Source organism: Kitasatospora sp. NPDC042419 (assembly GCF_056437345.1).
In genome coordinates this window covers 32216-51571 of record NZ_JBWKAW010000031.1, presented here as the reverse complement: position 1 = coordinate 51571, position 19356 = coordinate 32216, and the positions used below count along the sequence as shown (strand labels likewise).

The window sequence follows — 19356 nt, the reverse complement described above, 5'->3', positions numbered from 1 at the left end:
CCGGTTCTGCCGCGGGTGCCGGGCCGGCACCCGCGGCAGAACCGGGTGGGGAGGGACCTGGCGGGGCGCTACCCGCGGTCGACGATCCGTTCCAGGTCCCGGACGACGTCGGCGGGCGAGGGCTGCGCCGCCAGTTCCTCGCCGAGCCGCCCGGCGGCCCGGGCGAACGACGGCTCCTCCAGCAGCCGCAGCAGTTGCTCGCGCACCCGCCGCCCGTCCAGGTCGCCCGGAGCGTCGCCCCGGATCCACAGGCCGGCCCCGGAGCGTTCCAGTCGCGGGCCGCGCTCGCCGATGTCCGTCATGGCGCGGCCGATCACCAGCTGCGGCACGCCGTGGGCGATCGCCTCCAGGAAGCCGGGCACGCCGCCGTGGTGGATGACGGCCGAGCACGACGGGACGACGGCGTGCAGCGGGACGAACTCCACCAGCCTGGTGTTGTCGGGGACCCGTTGCAGCTCCCGCTGGAACTGCTCGGGCAGGGTCACCACCAGCTCGATGTCCAGGTCGGCCAGCGCGTCCAGCATTCCCTGCATCTGTTCCAGGGAGGACGCGGCCGTCGCCGGGTCCATGGCCAGGCTGAGTCCGAAGGTGGCGAGCACGCGCCGCTTGGCGGGGTCGTGCCGGGCCCAGTGCGGGACGACCGACGGCCCGTTGTAGGGGACGTAGCGCAGCGGCAGGTGCGGGGCCGGTGACTCCAGCCGCATCGAGCCGATCATCTGCTCGATCGTGAACCGGCCGGTCGTCATCTCCTCGGAGAACTCGGTGCCGAACTTCTGCGCCCACTGGCCCAGCCAGTGCGCCAGCGGGTCCTCGCGGTCCTCGGGCGGCTGTTCCTGACGCACCCGCAGGAAGGTGCGGCGGGCCCGGTCCTCGACGGCCAGCTCGGTGCGCAGGCGCCCGTGCGGCACGCCGAGGGCGGTGGCCGCGATCGCGCCCGCGTGGCTGAGCCAGTCCCAGAGCACCAGGTCCGGCTGCCACCAGCGGCAGTACTCCACCAGTTCCTCGACCATCGCGTCGTTGGAGGCCCGCGAGGTGGCGGCCAGGAACCGGCTCCCCCACTTCAGGCGCTCCCAGGTGAGGACCTCCTCGCGGTCCTCGCACACGTCGACGAGGATGTCGTTGTCCTCGCCGTGGGTTTCGACGAGCTTGTGGAACAGTTCCCCCTGCTCGCGTGCGACCCTCCCGAGAACGGGCTCGTCGGGACCGACGGGCACCGCCGGCAGGCCGGAGGCGGTGACGGCGTCCGTCAGCTCCGGGCCGCTCGCGACGCGGACCTCGTGCCCCGCCGACTGCAGCGCCCAGGCCAGGGGCACCATGTGCTGCAGGTGGGTGCGCCAGGGAAAGACTACGAACAGGACGCGCATGGCGTTCTCCTCCTTCGGAGCGAACTCCTCCGTGGTTCGGGGTGCGGGGGCAACGGCCTAGTCGGTGAGCATGTCGAGCTTCGACACGGCCAGCAGGTCGTCCAGGCCCAGGAACTCCGGCCGCCGGTCCGGGTCCGCCCGCAGGCCGGGGTAGCGGTCCAGGAGGATCCGCAGGCAGAGGCTGCTTTCGAGGCGGGCGAGCGGCGCGCCGATGCAGAAGTGGATGCCGCGGCCGAATCCCAGGTGCGGGTTGGGGTCGCGGCCGGGATCGAACTCGTCGGGCCGCTCGAAGACCCGCTCGTCGCGGCTGCCGGCGCCGAGCCAGATCCGGACGAGGCTCTTCTTCGGGATCTTGACGCCGGCCAGCTCGGTGTCCTCGGCCGTCGCGCGCACGGAGGCCGCGAGCGGGCCGAGGAAGCGCAGGGTCTCCTCGGTGGCCCCCGGGAGGAGGTCCGGGTTCGCCCGCACCCGGGCGAACTGCTCCGGGTGGGCGTCCAGGCACAGCAGCATGTTGGCGATCGTCGCGCTGGTGGTGAGGTGTCCTGCGACGAGGAGCTCCCGGGAGAAGTTCACCACCTGGTTGTCGGTCAGGCGCTCGCCGTCGACCTCCGCCTCGACCAGCTTGGTGAGCAGGTCCTCGCGCGGCTTGACGCGCCGTTCGGCCGCGTGCGCGCGCAGGTACTCCATCAGTTCGGGCACCTGCCCCATGGCGGCCGCGATGTCCTCGTCGTCGCGCTGGGTGGCCGCGCCGTCCTTGACCGCGTCCTCCACGTTCACCTCGCCCGCGGCGGTGAGGATGGTGTCCACCCACTGCTTGAAGAGGTCGCGGTCGCTGCGCGGCACGCCGAGCATGTCGGCTATCACCATCACCGGCATCGGGTACGCCAGGTCCCCGACCAGTTCCAGGCTCCCCTTGCCCTCCGCCTCGTCGAGGAGCCGGCCGGTGACCTCGGCGATCCGCGGCTTGAGATCGGCCACCAGCTTCGGGGTGAACGCACGGCTGACGATCTTGCGGAGCATGGTGTGCTTGGGCGGGTCGGCCGCGCTCAGCGCGCCCTCGCTGAGGGTCTCGCCGTCGGGCGCCCCGAACAGCAGGGCCTCCACCCTGGAGGAGTACACCTTCGGGTCGCCGTAGACCTCCAGGATCTCGGCGTGGCCGTAGACGTGGACCACCCCGCTCTCGTCCACCGTGACGGGCCGCTCCGGTCGCCGGCCCCACATCCAGAAGAACGCGGGGTTCACTCCCCAGCGGTCGGCGAGCTGTGTCATCTCCATCGCTCCTGTTTCTCGTTCTGTACGGGCGCCCGTGCGGGCGGGGGTGCCGTGCGGCGGGGTGCTAGTCGCCCATGGCCTGGCGCAGGCTCCTGGGCCGCAGGTCGGTCCAGTTCTCCTCGACGTGGGCGAGGCACTTCGGCCGGTCCTCCGGGCCGAAGGCGATCCGCCAGCCGTCGGGGACGTTCGCGAAGGACGGCCACAGGGAGTGCTGGTCCTCGTCGTTCACCAGGACGTAGAACGTGCCGTTCTCGTCGTCGAAGGGGTTCGTGGTCACGCGGTCTCCTCCTCAGTCACGCAGGTAGCGGTTGACGATGGTGCAGATCTCGGCCGCGGGCTCGGGCTCGGTCAGGCCGAAGTGCGTGGCGTCGATGTCGAAGGTGTGCAGTTCGCCGTCGACGTACGGCTCCCAGGGCTCGGGCCGTGCCTCGGGGCTCTGCGTCGCGTTGAAGAACAGCACGGTGCCGCGGTAGGTGGGCTGGGTGTACTCCGCGACCATCCGGGAGTGCTCGACGATGACCGTGGCGCCGTTCTCGACGATGGTGCGGCGGTCGTCGTCGTCGGCGCCGCCCGGCAGGTAGTCGTCCAGGAAGTCGCGCGCCTCCGAGCGGGTGAGGTGGGCCTCCGCCAGGTGGGCGAACCCGCCGCTCGGAACGGCGTCGAGGAGCGCCACCAGGGACACCTCGTGGCCGCGCCGCTGGAGTTCGGCACCGACGGCGTGGGCCAGGGAGCCGCCCAGCGAGTGCCCGGCCAGCTGGAAGGGGCCGCGCGGCTGTACGGCGAGGACCTGCTGCGTGTAGTCGGTGACCACGGCCGCGAAGTCGGCCGGCAGCGGCGCGCCGTCGAAGCCGCGCGCCTGGATGCCGTACACCGGGCGGTCCCCCACCCGGGTGGCCAGCCCGAGGTAGGACCAGCACAGGCCGAATCCCGCGTGGAAGAGCCACAGGGGTGTTCCGCTCCCGCCGGTCCGCAGCGGCAGCAGGGTGTCGAAGGGGCCGCCGTCGCCGGGGTGCCGCAGGCCCCCGGTCAGGTGCTCGACCAGTTCGGCGACGGTCGGTGCCTGGAACACCGTGCGGATCGGGACCTCCGCGCCCAGCACCGTGCGGATCCGGCTGATCAGCCTGGTGGCGAGGAGCGAGTGGCCGCCGAGGGCGAAGAAGTCGTCGTCGACGCCGACCCGCTCCACGCCGAGGACCTGCGCGAACACGGCTGCCAGCAGCTCCTCCTGGGCGTTGCGGGGAGCCCGGTAGGCGGTGTGGCTGAGGAACTCGGGCGCGGGCAGCAGCCTGCGGTCGACCTTCCCGGTCACGGCCAGCGGCAGGCTCTCCAGGACCAGGACCGCGGAGGGCACCATGTGCTCCGGCAGCCGCTGGCCGGTGAAGGAGCGCAGGGCGTCCGGGTCGGGCCGCTCGCCTTCGGCCGGCGTGACGTAGGCGACGAGGTGGCGGCCGATGCCCGGCTGGTCCCGGGTGATCACGACGGCCTGCGCGACCTGCGGGTGGCCGGCGAGCACCGCCTCCACCTCGCCGAGTTCGATCCGGAAGCCGCGGACCTTGACCTGGTTGTCGACGCGGCCGCGGAACAGGAGACGGCCCTGCGGTGTCCAGGCCGCCAGGTCGCCGGTGCGGTACATCCGCTCGCCCGGCTCGCCGAAGGGGCAGGCCACGAAGCGCTCCGCGGTGAGGCCGTGGCGGTCCAGGTATCCGCGGGCGAGGCGTTCGCCGGCGACGTACAGGTCCCCGACGACGCCCACCGGTGCCGGGCGCAGCGCCGTGTCCAGGACGTACAGGCGGGTGTTGTCCATGGGGCGTCCGATCGGGACGGCTTCGCCGGGGTCGTCGGTGGCGGTGATGACGTGCATGGTGGTGGCGGCGGTGGTCTCGGTGGGGCCGTAGCCGTTGACGACGGTCAGGTCGGGGCAGGCGCGCAGGACCCGTTCCAGGGCGGCGGGGGTGACCACGTCGCCGACCGTCCACACTTCGCGGGCGCCGTGGAAGGCCTGCGGTGCCTCGTCGGCGAAGGCCATGAACTGGCCGGCCGGCATGACGAGTCCGGTGACCCCTTGTTCGGTGATCATGCGGGTGAGTGCGGCCGGGTCCAGGCGGCCGGGCGGGAGGAGGACGACGGCGCCGCCGCGCAGGAGGGCGGCCCACAGTTCGTAGGTGAAGGTGTCGAAGGCCTGGGTGTGGTGCATGAGCACGCGTTCCAGGCGGCTCTCGTCGTAGCCCCGGTCCGCCGACAGGAGTGCCAGTGAGCGGTGGGAGATGCCCACGGCCTTGGGTCGGCCGGTGGAGCCGGAGGTGTAGACGACGTAGCAGAGCTGGTCCGGGTGTGCGGGCGGGCGTGTGCCGAGCGGCCGGGCCGGGGTCGTCGCGATCTGCCGGGCGGTTTCGGGGTCGTCGACGACCAGGTGCGGGCAGTCGCTGTCGGGCAGTTCGGCGGAGGTGTGTGTGTCGGTCAGCAGGAGGGCGGGTTTCGCGTCGTCGAGCATGAAGGCGATCCGCTCGGCCGGGTAGGCCGGGTCGAGGGGCAGGTACACGCCGCCTGCTTTCGCGATGGCCAGGACGGCGACGACGTACTGCGGTGAGCGTGGGAGGGCGAGGGCGACCGGTGACTCCGGGCGGACGCCGTTGGCGGCGAGTACCCGTGCGAGGCGGTCGGCCTGTTCGTCGAGTTGCCGGTAGGTGAGGGTGGTGTCGCCGTCCAGGACGGCGGCGGCGTCGGGGCGGTGGGCGGCCCGTTGCTCGAACAGTGCGGTCACGGTGGTGCGGGGGGCCTGGGAGGCGGTGTCGTTGAAGCCGGTCAGGACGAGTTCGCGTTCGGCCGGTGTCATGGGGTCGATCCCGCTCAGGGGGGTGGCGGGGTCGGCGGCGATGTCGTGGAGGATCCGGGTGAGGCGGTGGGCGAGGCGCTGGACGGTCTCGGTGTCGAAGGCGTGGTCGCGGTGGCCCAGCATCAGTTGGAGGTCCGGGTCGGCGGTGGCGAACAGGGCGAGCGGGTAGTGCACCGCGGCTTCCCAGTCCATTCCGGTGATCGCGATGCCGGCCGCGTCGAGTGTCTCGTCGAGGTCGTCCCCGCCGGCCGGGTAGGACTCGAAGACCACCACGGAGTCGAAGAGCACGGGCAGGGCGACGGCCCGGTGGATCTCGGCGAGGCCGAGGAAGTGGTGGTCCATCAGGGCGGCCTGGCGCTCCTGGAGGTCGAGCAGCAGGTCGGCCGCGCTGCGGGCGGCCGTCGTGCGGACCCGGACCGGGAGGGTGTTGATGAACAGGCCCACCATCTCGTCCATGCCCGCCACCTGCGGCGGGCGGCCCGAGACGGTGGCGCCGAACACGACGTCCTGGCGGCCCGTGTGGTTCGCGATGAGCAGTGCCCAGGCGCCCTGCACCAGGGTGTTGAGGGTGATGCCGAGTTCGGCGGCGCGTCGTGACAGGCGGCGCGCGGTGTCGCGGTCCAGGTCGACGGGTGTCCTGCGGTGGCCGCCGTCCTCCTGCCGGCGGCTGCGGGGGGCCACCAGTGTCGGCTCGTCCAGTCCGTCGAGTTCGGTCCGCCAGGCCTGTGCGGCGCCGTCCGCGTCCTGCTGCGACAGCCAGTCGAGGTAGTCGCGGTAGGGGCGGACCCGGTTCAGGCGTGCGGCGTCCCCGGAGGTGGTGTACAGGTGCAGCAGGCTCTGCAGGACGAGTGGTGAGGACCAGCCGTCGTAGACGATGTGGTGGACGGTCATCACGAGTTCGTGGTGCTCGGCCGACCGCCGGACGAGGGTCAGGCGCAGCAGGGGTGGGGTGGTCGGGTCGAAGGGGGTGGTGCGGTCCTTCTCGCGCAGGTCGCGCAGTGCTTCCTGTTGTTCCGGTTCGGGCAGGGTGCTCCAGTCGAGGGCCTGCCAGGGGAGTTCGACGCGGTCGAGGAGTACTTGGACGGGTTCGCCGGCGGCGGTGGCCACGAAGGCGGTGCGCAGGCTGTCGTAGCGGTCGAGGAGGGCCTGGCCGGCTGCTTTCATGCGTTCGGGGTCCACCTGGCCGGTGAGGTGGAAGACCAGTTGTACCTGGTAGGCGTCGAATTCGGCGCCGTCGAGTCGGCTCTGGAAGAGCAGGCCGGACTGGAGGGAGGTCAGTGGCCAGACGTCGGTGACGGCGGGGTAGCGCTCCTCCCAGAGTTCCAGGTCGCGTTGGCGTACGCGGACCAGTGGGACGTCGGAGGGTGTCAGGCCGCCGGCTGCGGGGGTGGTGGCGTGTCGGGCGAGGCCTTGCAGGGCGGTGTGCCACAGGTCGGCGAGTTGTCGTACCTCTTCGCGGGTGAGCAGTCCGGTGGGGAAGGCGAAGTCGGCGGTCAGTTGGGGGCCGTCGGCGGTTTCGGTGGCGAAGGCGGTGATGTCCACCGCGGTCAGGGCGGGTGCGTCGGGTTGGGGTGCGAGGTCGTCGGTGTCGGCGGACATCGTCCAGGCGGTGTCGTCGTCGCGTGTGGTGGTGGGCCGGCCGAGGCGGCCGAGGTAGTTGAAGGCGACCTGTCCGTCGTCGTAGGTCTTGAGGATCTCGGCGGTCCGGGGGTTGAGGTGGCGCAGCAGGCCGTAGCCGATGCCCTTGTCGGGGGTGGCGCGCAGTTGTTCCTTGACGGCTTTGACGGCGTATCCGGCGGTGCGGCCGCCGGCGAGGGCGTCGTCGAGGTCGATGCCGGCGAGGTCGAGGCGCACGGGGTAGATGGTGGTGAACCAGCCGATCGTGCGGGTGAGGTCGGTGCCGGGGGCCGCGCTCTCCTCGCGGCCGTGTCCTTCGAGGCGGATCAGTGCGGTGCGTTCGTCGGTGCCGCGTTGCCTGTGCCAGGCGGCGAGGGCGAGGGCGAGGGCGGTGAGGAGGGCGTCGTCGACGCCGCTGTGGAAGGCGGCGGGCAGTGTGGTGAGGAGTGTTTCGGTGGTGCGGTGGTCGAGTGTGGTCCGTACGGTGTCCATGGTGGCGCGCGTGTCGACGGCGGGGTCGAGCGCGCGGGTGCCCAGTGGTGGTTCGGGTCGGTCCAGTACGGTGCGCCAGTGGTCGAGTTCGGCGGTGCGTTCGGGTGTCGTGGCGGCCTGTGTCAGGGCGTGGGACCAGCTGCGCATGGTGGTGGGGACGGCGGGCAGGTGGGGCGGGCGGCCTTGTCGTACGGCGTCCCAGGCCTGGGCGAGGTCGGAGAGCAGGATGTGCCAGGAGACGCCGTCGGTGACCAGGTGGTGGAGGATGACGACGAGTCGTCCGGCGGTGTGCGGGCCTGCGTCGCACCAGACGAAGCGGGCTGTGTGGCCGGTTCGGGCGTCGAGTTCGCGGGCGGCGGTGGCGATTTCGGTTTTCGTCTCCCGGCGCCAGGCGGGGTCGTTCCAGTCGCCGGTGCAGGGTTTGCGGCGGATGAGGGGGGCGACGTCGACGGTGCCGGGTGCGGCGGCGTCCAGGCCGGGTTCGCCGGCGTGGTCGCGCAGGCGGGAGCGGAGCATGTCGTGGTGGTCGACGACCGCGGTGAGGGTGGTGATCAGTGCGGTCTCGTCGATGCCCGTGGGTAGTTCGAGTGTCGTGGACATCGTGAATCCGTCGTGGTGTCCGACGTGTTCGTGGATCCGGTGCATGACGGGGAGCAGGGGCATCCAGCCGAGTCCGTTTCCGGCGGGTTCGCGGCGGTCGGTGGGGGGTTGTGCGGCGGTGGCGGCTTCGGCGAGGGCGGCGACGGTGCGGTGTTTGAACATCAGGCGTGGTGTGATCGCCACGCCTTGTTCGCGGGCTCGGGAGACGACCTGGATGGAGCGGATGCTGTCGCCGCCGCCCGCGAAGAAGTCGTCGTCGATGCCGACGCGGTCGTGGCCGAGGATCTCGGCGAAGATCGTGGCGAGCTTCGTCTGTGCTTCGGTGCGGGGGGGCCGGTAGCTGGTGGCCTCGGTGGTGGGTGGGGCGGGCAGGGCGGCTTTGTCGAGTTTTCCGTTGGCCGTCAGCGGGAGGGTGTCGAGGGGCAGGATGACGGCGGGCACCATGAATTCCGGCAGTTTCCCGGAGAGGAAGGCGCGCAGGTCGTCGGTGTCGAGGTGGTGGTCGGGGGCGGGGGTGGGCAGCGCGTATCCGATGAGGCGTTGGCGGCCGTCCTTGCCGCGGTGGGCGGTGACGGCGGCCTGTCGGACGTGGGGGTGCTGTTCCATGGCTGCGGTGATCTCGCCGGGTTCGATGCGCAGGCCGTTGATCTTGATCTGGTCGTCGCTGCGGCCGAGGTAGTCGAGTTGCCCGTCGGGGCCTTGGCGCACGATGTCGCCGGTGCGGTACATGCGGGTTCCGGCGGGGCCGAAGGGGTCGGTGACGAAGCGTTCGGCGGTGAGGTCGGGGCGGCCCAGGTAGCCGCGGGCGAGGCTGGGTCCGGTGATGTAGAGCTCGCCGGGGGTGCCTGGTTCGACGGGGGTGAGTCGGTCGTCGAGGACGTGCAGCCGGTTTCCGTGGATCGCGGTGCCGATGGGGGTGCGGCCGGTGCCCAGTGGGGTGCTGACGGTGCCGCAGACGGTGGTCTCGGCGGGGCCGTAGGCGTTGACGAAGCGGCGTCCGGGTGACCAGGTGGCGGCCAGGGCCGGCGGGCAGGCCTCGCCGCCGACGGTGACGGTGCGCAGGGCGGTGAGGGTGGCGGGTGCGTCGGGTGGGAGTGCGGCGAGGACGCTGGGCGGCAGCATGACGTGGGTGATGTCGAGTGCGGCGAGGTTGCGGGCGAGGTCCTGGCCGACGAGGCGTTGTTCGCGCGGGACGACGAGGGTGGCGCCGGTGGTGAGGGTCTGCACGTATTCCCACAGGGCGGCGTCGAAGCTGGGTGCGGCGACCTGGAGGACGCGGGAGTGGGGGTCCAGTGCGAGGCGTTGGCGTGTGGTGCGGCTGAGGGCCGCGAGGCCGGTGTGGGTGACGACGACGCCCTTGGGCCGTCCGGTGGAGCCGGAGGTGAAGATGAGGTAGGCGGGGTGTTCGGGGGCCGGGGCGAGGTCGGGGTCGGTGGCGGGGCCGTGCTTCCAGGCGTGGGTCACCTCGGGGGTGTCGACGCTCACCAGGTCGGTGTCCGGGTGTGCCGGCAGCCCGGGTGCGATGTCCGTCGTGGTCAGCAGGAGGGTGGGGGCGGCGGCGTCGAGCATGAACCGGATGCGGTCGGCCGGGTAGTCGGGGTCGAGGGGCAGGTAGGCCGCGCCGGTCTTGAGGATGCCCAGGAAGGCGGCGACCTGGTCGGCGCCGCGTGGCAGGGCGACGGCGACGGCCTGTTCGGGGCCGGTGCCCCGGGCGATCAGCCAGTGGGCGATGCGGTTCGCCTGTTCGTCGAGTTCCCGGTAGGTGTGGGTGCGGCCGCCGTGCTCCACGGCCGGTGCGTGGGGGGTGCGCAGCAGTTGTCGCCGGAACAGGTCGGGGAAGGTGGCGGCGGGCAGTTGCGGGTCGGTGTGCTGTTCGGTGGTGGGCGGGGTGCCGGGTTCGCGGGTGGTGGGTTCGCCGGCTGCGGCGATGTGTTGGGCGGGGTCCTGGACGGCGGCGGTGAGCAGGCGTTCCCAGCGGGTGATGACGGTTTCGATCGTCGAGGCGTCGAAGAGTTCGGTGGAGTACTCGACGGCGATGTGGATGCCGTCGGGTGCGGTGCGGTCGCGGAACTTCTCGGTGAGGCTGAGTGTGGCGTCGTAGCGGGAGGTTCCGGTGCCGACGCCTTCGCTGGTGACCCGCACGCCGGGCAGTTCGAAGTCGGTGTCCTCGGTGTTCTGCAGGATCAGGGCGACCTGGAAGAGGGGGTTGACGGAGGCGGAGCGTTGCGGGTTGAGCTTCTCCACGAGGGCTTCGAAGGGGATGTCCTGGTGGGTGTAGGCGGCCAGGCTGGTGCGGCGTGTGCGGTCGAGCAGTTCGGTGAAGGTGGGGTCGCCGGAGGTGTCGATGCGCATGACCTGGACGTTGACGAAGAGGCCGATCAGGTCGTTGAGGTTCTGGTCGATCCGGCCGGCGATGCCGCTGCCGAGTGCGATGTCGGTGCCTGCGCCGAGTCGGGTGAACAGGGCGGCCATGGTCGCCTGGAGGACCATGAAGGGGGTGGTGGCGGTGGCCCGGGCGAGCTTGACGATGCCTTCGTGGAGGGTGGCGTCGAGGGTGTGTTCGAGGAGGTCGCCGCTGCGGTCGAGTTCGGCGGGGCGGGGTCGGTCGGTGGGGAGGGTGACGGTCTCGGGTAGTGCCGCCAGTTGTCCGGCCCAGTAGCGGTACTGGCGGCTGAACAGGCTGTCGGGGTCGTCGTCGCCGCCGAGGAGTTCGCGCTGCCACAGGGCGTAGTGGGCGTACTGCAGGGGCAGGGGGGCCCAGCGGGGGGCCTCGCCCCGGGTGCGGGCCGCGTAGGCGGTGGCGAGGTCCTTGGCGAGGGGTGTCGCGGACCATCCGTCGGCCGCGATGTGGTGGATGACGAGGACCAGGGTGAACTGTTGGGGGCCGGTGGTGAACAGGGCGGCCTTGAGCGGGATCTCGGCGGCGATGTCGAAGGGGTGGCGGGCGGTCGCGGCGACGGCGCGGGTCAGGTGCCGGGCGTCGGGGACCGGGCGTGCGGGCAGGGCGATGCGGGCTTCCTGGGGGCCGAGGACGTGCTGGTGGGGTCGTCCGTCGATCTCGCGGTAGACGGTGCGCAGGATCTCGTGCCTGGTGACGAGGTCGTTGACGGTCTCTTCCAGGGCCCGCACGTTCAGGTCCCCGGTGAGTCGCAGGACGATCGGCATGTTGTAGGTCGCCGCGCGGCCCTCGAACTTGTGGAGGAACCACAGCCGTTGCTGGGAGAAGGACAGCGGGAGGTGTTCGGGCAGTTCCGCGGGAGGGGCCAGTGGTGCGCGGGCGGTTGCGGCCCGGTCCAGGTGCGGGGCGAGTTGGGCCACGGTGGGGGCGGCGAAGAGGGTGCGCAGTTCCACTTCGGTGCGCAGTGCGGACCGGATGCGGTTGACGAGTTTGATGGCGGTGATGGAGTGGCCGCCGAGGGCGAAGAAGTCGTCGTCGACGCCGACCCGGTCGAGGTGGAGGACTTCGGCGAACAGCTCGCACAGGAGTTCTTCGCGGGGTGTGCGGGGGGTGCCGCCCGCGGTGGTGGTGGTGAAGTGCGGTGCGGGCAGGGCCTGCCGGTCGAGTTTGCCGTTGACGGTCAGGGGGACGGAGTCGAGGGTGACGACGGCGGCGGGCAGCAGGTGGGCGGGCAGTCGCTCGCGCAGGTGGCCGCGCAGGGTGGCGGCGAGGTCCGTGCCGTCGGTCGGGGTGGTGGGCACGACGTAGGCGACGAGGTGGTGGTCCCCTTCGTCGGCTGTGCCGCGGGCGATGACGACGGCCTGGGCGACGTGCGGGTGGGTGGCCAGGGCGTTCTCGATCTCGGCGGGTTCGACGCGCACGCCGCGGATCTTGACCTGGTTGTCGTCGCGGCCGACGTATTCGAGTTGGCCGTCGGCCGTCCAGCGGGCGAGGTCTCCGGTGCGGTACATGCGGGCGCCGGCGGGGCCGTGGAGGTCGGCGACGAAGCGTTCGGCGGTCAGGGCGGGGCGGGCGGCGTAGCCGCGTGCGATGTCGCCGGCGACGTAGAGTTCGCCCGTCACGCCGGGTGGGACGGGTGCGAGGCCGGGTCCGAGGACGTAGGTGCGCAGGTTGCCGATCGGGGTTCCGATCGGGATGCCGGCGGTGTCGGGGCGGGGTTGTCGGGTCGGGACGGTGTACGTGGTGGCGTAGAACGACTCGGTCTGTCCGTAGGCGTTGACGATGCGTGTGCCGGGGCGTTCCCGGCGGATGTGGTCGACCAGCCCGGTGGGGAGTTTCTCGCCGGCGAAGACCAGGGTGGCGCGGTCCGGGAGGGCGGGTATGCGGCCGCCCAGGGCGGCGAGGACCGACGGCACGGTGCTGATGACGTTCGCGGTGACGGTGCGGCGTTCGGCGAGTACGAGGGCGTCGGCGGCGATTTCGACGCGGCCGCCGTTGACCAGGGTGGTGACGGTTTCGAAGACGGACACGTCGAAGTTGACGGAGGCGGCCGCGAGCATGTGGGTGTCGGCGTCGATGCCGACCCGCTCGGCGAGGCGGGTGACGCCGTTGACGACGTTGGCGTGGCTGACGACCACGGCTTTGGGCAGGCCCGTGGAGCCGGAGGTGAACATGACGTAGGCGGCGTTGTGGGGTCGTGTTCCGGTGGGCCGCCGGGTGGCCGGGCCGGTGGTGAGGTCGACGTCGTCGAGGAGCAGGGTCGGGACGTCGGTGTCGGGCAGCCCCTCGGCGGTGGCGCGGTGGGTGAGCAGGAGGTGGGGTCGGGCGGCGGCGAGCATGTGGTCGACGCGGGAGCCGGGGTTCTGCGGGTCGATGGGCAGGTGGGCGCCGCCGGCCTTCCAGATGCCGAGCAGGGCGGTGACGAGGTCGGCCGTGCGGGGCATCGCGAGGCCGACGACGCTCTCGGGTGCGACGCCGCGTGCGGTCAGCGCGTTCGCGAGGCGGTCGGCGCGGGCGTTCAGCTGCGCGTAGGTGAGTGTGACGTCGCCGCAGGTGACCGCGGGCCGGTCGGGTGTCTTGGCGGCCTGTCGCTCGAACAGGTCGGCGATGGTCGCGTCGGGGGTTTCGGCGGCCGTGCGGTTGACGTCGAGGAGGACGCGGTCGCGCTCGGCGGGCTCCAGCAGGTCCAGGGCGCTGAACGGCTGTTCCGGGTCGTCGGCCAGGTGGGCGAGGACGCGTCCCAGGCGGCGGGCGACGGCGGCGGCCCGCTCCGGGGTGACGAGGTGGTGCTGGTACTGGAGGGAGAGGGCCAGGCTCGGTTCGGCGGACGCCATCACCACCAGCGGGTAGTGGGTGCCGCTGAGCGGGCTCAGTGCGCTCACGCGGATTCCGGCGGCCGTGTAGGCGTCGTCCAGTGCCGCGCTGTCGATGGGGTAGGACTCGTAGACGACGAGGGTGTCGAAGAGTGCGCGCAGGCCGGTGAGGCGGTGCGTCTCCAGGAGGCCGACGTGGTGGTGGTCCAGGAGGGCGCTCTGGCGTTCCTGGAGTGCGGTGAGGATGGTGCGCAGGCGGTCGCCGGGGGCGCAGTCCAGGCGGACCGCGAGGGTGTTGATGAACGTGCCGACCATCTCGGAGACGCCGTCGACCTGTGGGGGGCGTCCCGAGACGGTGGCGCCGAAGGTGACGGTGCGCTGTCCGGTCAGGCCGGACAGGAGCATGCCCCACGCCCCTTGGACCAGGGTGTTGAGGGTCAGGCCCAGCTCGCCGGCGCGGCGCGAGAGGCGGTCGGACTGCTCGGGGGTGAGCGGCACGTCCAGTTGGCCGACTCCGGCGGGTTCGCCTTCCCGGGCGGGGGCGTCGGGGACGAGCAGGGTGGGCTCGTCGATGCCTTCCAGTTCCCGCTGCCAGGCGCGGGTCGTCGCCGCGGGGTCCTGGTGGGAGAGCCAGGTCAGGAAGTCGCGGTAGGCGGGTGCCCGGTCCAGTGCGGCGGCGTCGCCGTTCGCGCGGTACAGGCGCAGCAGGTCCAGCATCAGGAGGGGGACCGACCAGCCGTCGAAGAGGACGTGGTGGGCGGTGAGGACCAGGTCGAAGCGGTCGGTTGCGAGTTTGAGGAGGGACAGGCGCAGCAGGGGTGCCCGGGCCGGGTCGAAGGGGGTGGCGTGGTCGGCGGTGAGGAAGCGCTTGCGTTCCTGATCGCGTCGTGGTTCCGGCAGGAGGGTCAGGTCGAGTTCCTGCCAGGGCGGTTCGACGCCGTCCTGGACGATCTGGAGCCGGTCGCCCGCGTCGTCGGTGACGAACGCGGTCCGCAGGTTGGGGTGGCGGTCGAGGAGGGCCTGTGCGGCCGCCCGCATCCTGCGCGGTTCGACGGCGCCGGTCAGGTGGAAGGCGAACTGCATCCGGTAGACGTCGACGGCCGCGCCGGCCAGTTCCGCGTGGAAGAGCAGCCCGTCCTGCATCGCGGTGACGGGCCAGACGTCGGTCATGCCCGGGTACTGCCGGTGCCAGCGGTCGAGCTGGTCCTGGCCCGTCCGGACCAGGGGGACGTCCGAGGGGGTGAGGCCGCCGGCGTCCGGTTGCGCGGTGTGGCGGGCCACGCCCGTCAGGGCGGTGAGCCACAGGTCGGCGAGTTCGCGGACGTCGGCCCGGTCGAGCAGCCCGGACGGGTAGTCCAGGTCGGCTTCCAGTCGCGGGCCCTGCTCGGTGTCGACGACGTGGGCGGTGACGGACAGGGTGGCGAGGGCGGGCATGTTCCCGTCGAGCGGGGGTGTGAGGGTGACGGTGTCCTCGACCTGGGTGAAGCCCAGGCCGTGCAGGTCCTGGGGCATGTTGGCCGAGGCCGTGTAGCGGCCGAGGTAGTTGAAGACGATCTGTCCGGTTCCGTGGCGTGCCAGGACCGCCCCGGTGTCGGGGTTCAGGTAGCGCAGCATGCCGTAGCCGATGCCCTTGTCGGGGACGGCGAGGAGTTGCTCCTTGACGGCCTTGACGGCGGCGCCCGTCGCCGCTGTGCCCGTGAGTGCCTGGTGGGGGTCGATGGCGGACATGTCGAGGCGGACGGGGTACATGCTGGTGAACCAGCCCATGGTGCGGGAGAGGTCGGCGCCGGGGACGACGTCCTCCTCGCGTCCGTGGCCTTCCAGGCGGATCAGGGTGGTGGGTTCGTCGATGCCGCGGCGGCGGCGCCAGAGGGTGACGGCGAGGGCCAGTGCGGTCAGCAGGCCGTCGTTGACGCCGGCGCGGTAGGCGGCGGGCAGGGTGGTCAGCAGGGCGCGGGTGGTGTCGACGGGCAGGTCGAGGCGGACTCGTTCCAGGGTGGCGACGGTGTCGGCGGCCGGGTCGAACGGCCTGGTGCCGAGGTCGGGGTCGGGTCCGGAGACGATCCGGCGCCACAGGGCGAGTTCCGCCGTCCGCTGTGCGGTGGCGGCCTCGGTGAGCGCGTGCGTCCAGCGGCGGAAGGAGGTGGCGGTCGCGGGCAGCTGCGGGGGGTGGCCGTCGCGGATCCGGCGCCAGGCGGCGGCGAGGTCGGGCAGCAGGATGCGCCAGGACACGCCGTCGACCACGAGGTGGTGGAGCAGGATGCCGAGGCGTCCCGGGGTCGCGGTGCCCGCGTCGAACCACACGAACTGCGCCATCACGCCGTTCGCGGTGTCCAGTCGGTCTGCCGCGGCGTCGAGTTCGCGCTCCGCGCGCCGGCGCCAGGTGTCGTCCCAGGTGCCGTCGCTCGGGACCCGGTGGACCAGGGGGTGCACGTCGGTGGTTCCGGGGGCGGCCACCTGCAGTCCCGCCGCCGGGGCGGGGGCCCGCCTGGAGCGCAGGATGTCGTGGCGCTCGAAGGCCGCGGACAGTGTGCGTTCCAGGGCGTCGCGGTCGATGCCGGTCGGAAGGTCCACCGTCATCGCCATGGTGAACCGGTCGGCGTTAGCGCCCAGTTCGTCCAGGTAGTGGCCGACGGGCGGCAGGGGCACGAAGCCGACGCCGCCGCCGGGCAGTTCCGCCAGTTGCGGCTCGGTGCGGGCCCCGCTGGTGGCGACGCGGGCGAGTTCGGCCACGGTGCGGCGCTCGAAGATCTGCCGGGGGGTGACCTCGACGCCCTGGGCCCTGGCCCGCGCGACGACCTGGATGGAGCGGATGCTGTCGCCGCCGAGCGCGAAGAAGTCGTCGTCCACGCCGACCCGGTCCAGGCCGACCACGTCGGCGTAGACCCGGGCGAGGACCTCTTCGCCCGGTGTGCCGGGGGCGCGGTAGGCGGAGCCGGTGAACTCCGGTTCCGGCAGTGCCCTGCGGTCCAGTTTGCCGTTGGGGGCCAGCGGCAGCCGCTCCAGCATGACGAACACCGAGGGGACCATGAACTCGGGGAGCCTGGCGGACACGAACGTGCGCAGGTCGCGCGGTGAGACGGTGGCGGTGAGGTCGATGTCGAGGTCTGCCAGGCTCGCCACCTGCGCGTGCGCCGGCTCCCTCGCGGCCGTCGGCACGACGTAGCCGACCAGGTGGTCGCGGCCTTCGTGTCGGTGGGTGGTCACCAGGGCCTGTGCCACGGCGGGGTGGGCGGTCAGCGCGGACTCCACCTCGCCCGGTTCGATGCGGAAGCCGCGTACCTTGACCTGCGCGTCGTCGCGGCCGACGCACTCCAGTCGGCCGTCGGCCCCGCGGCGGGCGAGGTCGCCGGTGCGGTACATGCGCGCACCGGCCGGGCCGAAGGGGTCGGACACGAACCGTTCGGCGGTCAGCCCGGCCCGGCCGAGGTACCCGCGTGCCAGGTTCCCCGTCACGTACAGCTCGCCGACGACGCCGGGGGCGAGCAGTTGGAGGCCGGGGCCGAGGACGTAGGCGCCCATGCCGGCCAGCGGGACGCCGACGGGTGCGGTGGCCGCCGTGGCCGTCCACGTCGCGTCGGCGGTGAAGGCGGTGGCGTAGAACGACTCCGTCTGGCCGTAGGCGTTGATCACCCGCACGCCCGGGATCGCGTCCTGGACGCGCTTGACCAGCGAGGCGGGGAGGGCTTCGCCGGCGAAGACCACCGTGTCGGCGCGGATCGTTCCTGCCGTCTGGTCGAGGAGTTCGGAGAGGACCGAGGGGACCGTGCTGATGACGCCGCCGGACCAGCCGCCCCGCTCGCCGATGACGAGGACGTCGCGGACCACTTCGAGGACGCCGCCCTTCGCCAGGGTGGTCACGATCTCGAAGACGGACACGTCGAAGTTGACCGAGGTGCCGGCGAGGACGCGCGTGCCCGCGCCGATGCCGACGATGTCGGCGAGCCGCAGCACGCCGTTGACGACGTCCCGGTGGGTGATCACCACGCCCTTCGGGGTGCCGGTCGACCCGGAGGTGTACATCACGTAGGCGGCGTGCGCGGCGGTGGCCGTGGTGGCCGGTTGCGCCGCCGGGCCGGCCGTGTCGAAGTCCACCTCGTCGACGCACAGGCGGGGGATGTCCGCCGCGGGGAGCGCCTTCGCGCCGGCGGTGTCGGTCAGTACCAGGTCCGGGCCCGCGTCGGACAGGATGTGGCCCAGCCGTGCGCCGGGGTACCGGGGGTCGATCGGCAGGTAGGCGGCTCCGGCCTTCCAGATCGCGAGGATGCCCACGATCAGGGCGGCCGAGCGCGGCAGGGCCAGGCCCACCAGGCGCTCCGGTCCGATGCCGCGGGCGGTCAGCTCCCGTGCCAGCCGCCCGGCCCGCGCGTCGAGTTCGGCGAAGCTCAGCTCCTGCCCGCCGTCGACGACGGCCGTCGCGTGCGGGGTCCGCGCCACCTGACGCTCGATCAGTGCGGCGCAGGTCGGCGCGTGGGTGTCGGCGGCCGCGGCCGGGGTGGCGCGCAGCGCCCGCTCCCGTTCGCCGTCCGTCAGCACGTCCGTCAGCGCGACGGCGCGCGACGGCGCGTCGAGCAGGTCGCCGAGCAGGCGCACCAGGCGGGCCACGAAGCCCTGCGCGGTGGCGCGGTCGAAGTGGTCGGTCGCGTATTCGAGGTGGATCGACAGGCCCGGGGTGTCGGGCTCGTCGAAGAAGCTGAACTCCAGGTCGAACTTGGCCGTCGACGTCCACAGCGGGGTGATGCGCGCCCGCACGCCGCCCGGCAGGGCGAAGTCCAGGCGGGCGCCGGTCGACCAGGTGAACATCACCTGGAACAGCGGGTGGTAGGCGCTGGAGCGCTCCGGGTTGAGGGCCTCCACCACGCGTTCGAACGGCGCGTCCTGGTTGTCGTAGGCCGCAAGCGCCTTGTGCCGCACCTGGGCGAGGAGCTGGTCGAAGGTCGGGCGGCCCGACAGGTCCGTGCGCAGGACCCAGGTGTTGGCGAAGAAGCCCACCAGGTCGGCCAGGTCCGGGTCCTGGCGGCCGGCGACGGTGGAACCGAGCGCGATGTCCTCGCCCGCGCCCAGCTGGTGCAGCAGGACGGCGAGGGCGGTCTGGAACACCATCGGCACCGACGCGCCGGTGCGCTTGGCCGCCGCCCGCGCCCTGGCCAGCAGTTCCTCGTCGACGGCGCCTTCGACGACATCGCCGCGGCGGCTCGGCCGCGGCCCGCGCGGCCGGTCCGCGGGCAGCGGCGTCGACTGCGGCAGACCCGCCAGCGCGCCGCGCCAGTAGTCGAGTTGGGTGGCGAGGAGGCTGTCCGGGTCGTTCTCGTCACCGAGCAGATCGCGCTGCCAGAGCGTGTAGTCGGTGTACTGGACCGCCAGTTCGGGCCAGTTCGGGGCGCGGTCCTCGATGCGTGCGGTGTAGGCGGCGCTCAGGTCCCGCACGAGCGGGGCGACGGACTCGCCGTCGCAGGCCATGTGGTGGACGAGCAGCAGGAGGTGGTGTTCCTCGGCGCCGGTGCGCAAGAGGACGGCGCGGACCGGGATCTCCTCGAACGGGGTGATCGCGACCGCGGAGGCCTTCCGCACCGCTTCGTCCAACTCCTGCGGGGCGACGTCGACCAGCCCGATGTCCAGCCGCACCTCGCCGGCCGGCACCACCTGCTGGGCGGGGACGCCTTCGGCGCTCTCCACGATCAGGGTCCGCAGACTCTCGTGGCGGGCCACCACGTCGCGCACCGCGGCGGTGAGCGCCGTGGTGTGGACCTGTCCCGTGAGCCGGATGAGGAACGGCACGGTGTATATCGCCGACGGCCCCTCGATCCTGTCGATGAACCACAGGCGTCGCTGTGCGAAAGACAAGGGGATCATCACTCGGCACTCCTGATTTATCCGGTCCACGGGCGTGATCGATTCATCGCTGGTTTCGCATGCAAACATCTTCGGTGGCCGCCCGGATCCCGGGCGGCCCGTTCGGCGGTCCGT

General features: G+C 72.3%; 3 protein-coding genes and 1 pseudogene. All 4 read right to left on the bottom strand.

The annotated features are described in order from the left end of the window. Window positions 1-68: 68 nt before the first annotated feature. Window positions 69-1364 carry an activator-dependent family glycosyltransferase gene (locus AC067J_RS36505; protein WP_478306723.1) on the bottom strand — a complete coding sequence of 432 codons (1296 nt, stop codon included), beginning with the start codon at window positions 1362-1364 and terminating at the stop codon, window positions 69-71. Between the two features lie 57 nt (window positions 1365-1421). Next, window positions 1422-2633: a cytochrome P450 gene (locus AC067J_RS36500; protein WP_478306721.1), complete on the bottom strand. Its 1212-nt coding sequence runs from the start codon at window positions 2631-2633 to the stop codon at window positions 1422-1424. Between the two features lie 67 nt (window positions 2634-2700). Continuing rightward, window positions 2701-2913 (bottom strand): MbtH family protein, encoded by a 213-nt coding sequence (locus tag AC067J_RS36495; RefSeq protein ID WP_478306719.1) that lies wholly within the window; start codon window positions 2911-2913, stop codon window positions 2701-2703. Window positions 2914-2925: 12 nt separating this feature from the next. Then, a pseudogene (locus AC067J_RS36490) lies at window positions 2926-19230 on the bottom strand (amino acid adenylation domain-containing protein); the annotation flags it as partial. Window positions 19231-19356: the final 126 nt, after the last annotated feature.

Coding starts and splice junctions, on each gene's coding strand:
- AC067J_RS36505 (WP_478306723.1), bottom strand. CDS start 1,364: ATGCGCGTCCTGTTCGTAGTCTTTCCCTGGCGCACCCACCTGCAGCAC.
- AC067J_RS36500 (WP_478306721.1), bottom strand. CDS start 2,633: ATGACACAGCTCGCCGACCGCTGGGGAGTGAACCCCGCGTTCTTCTGG.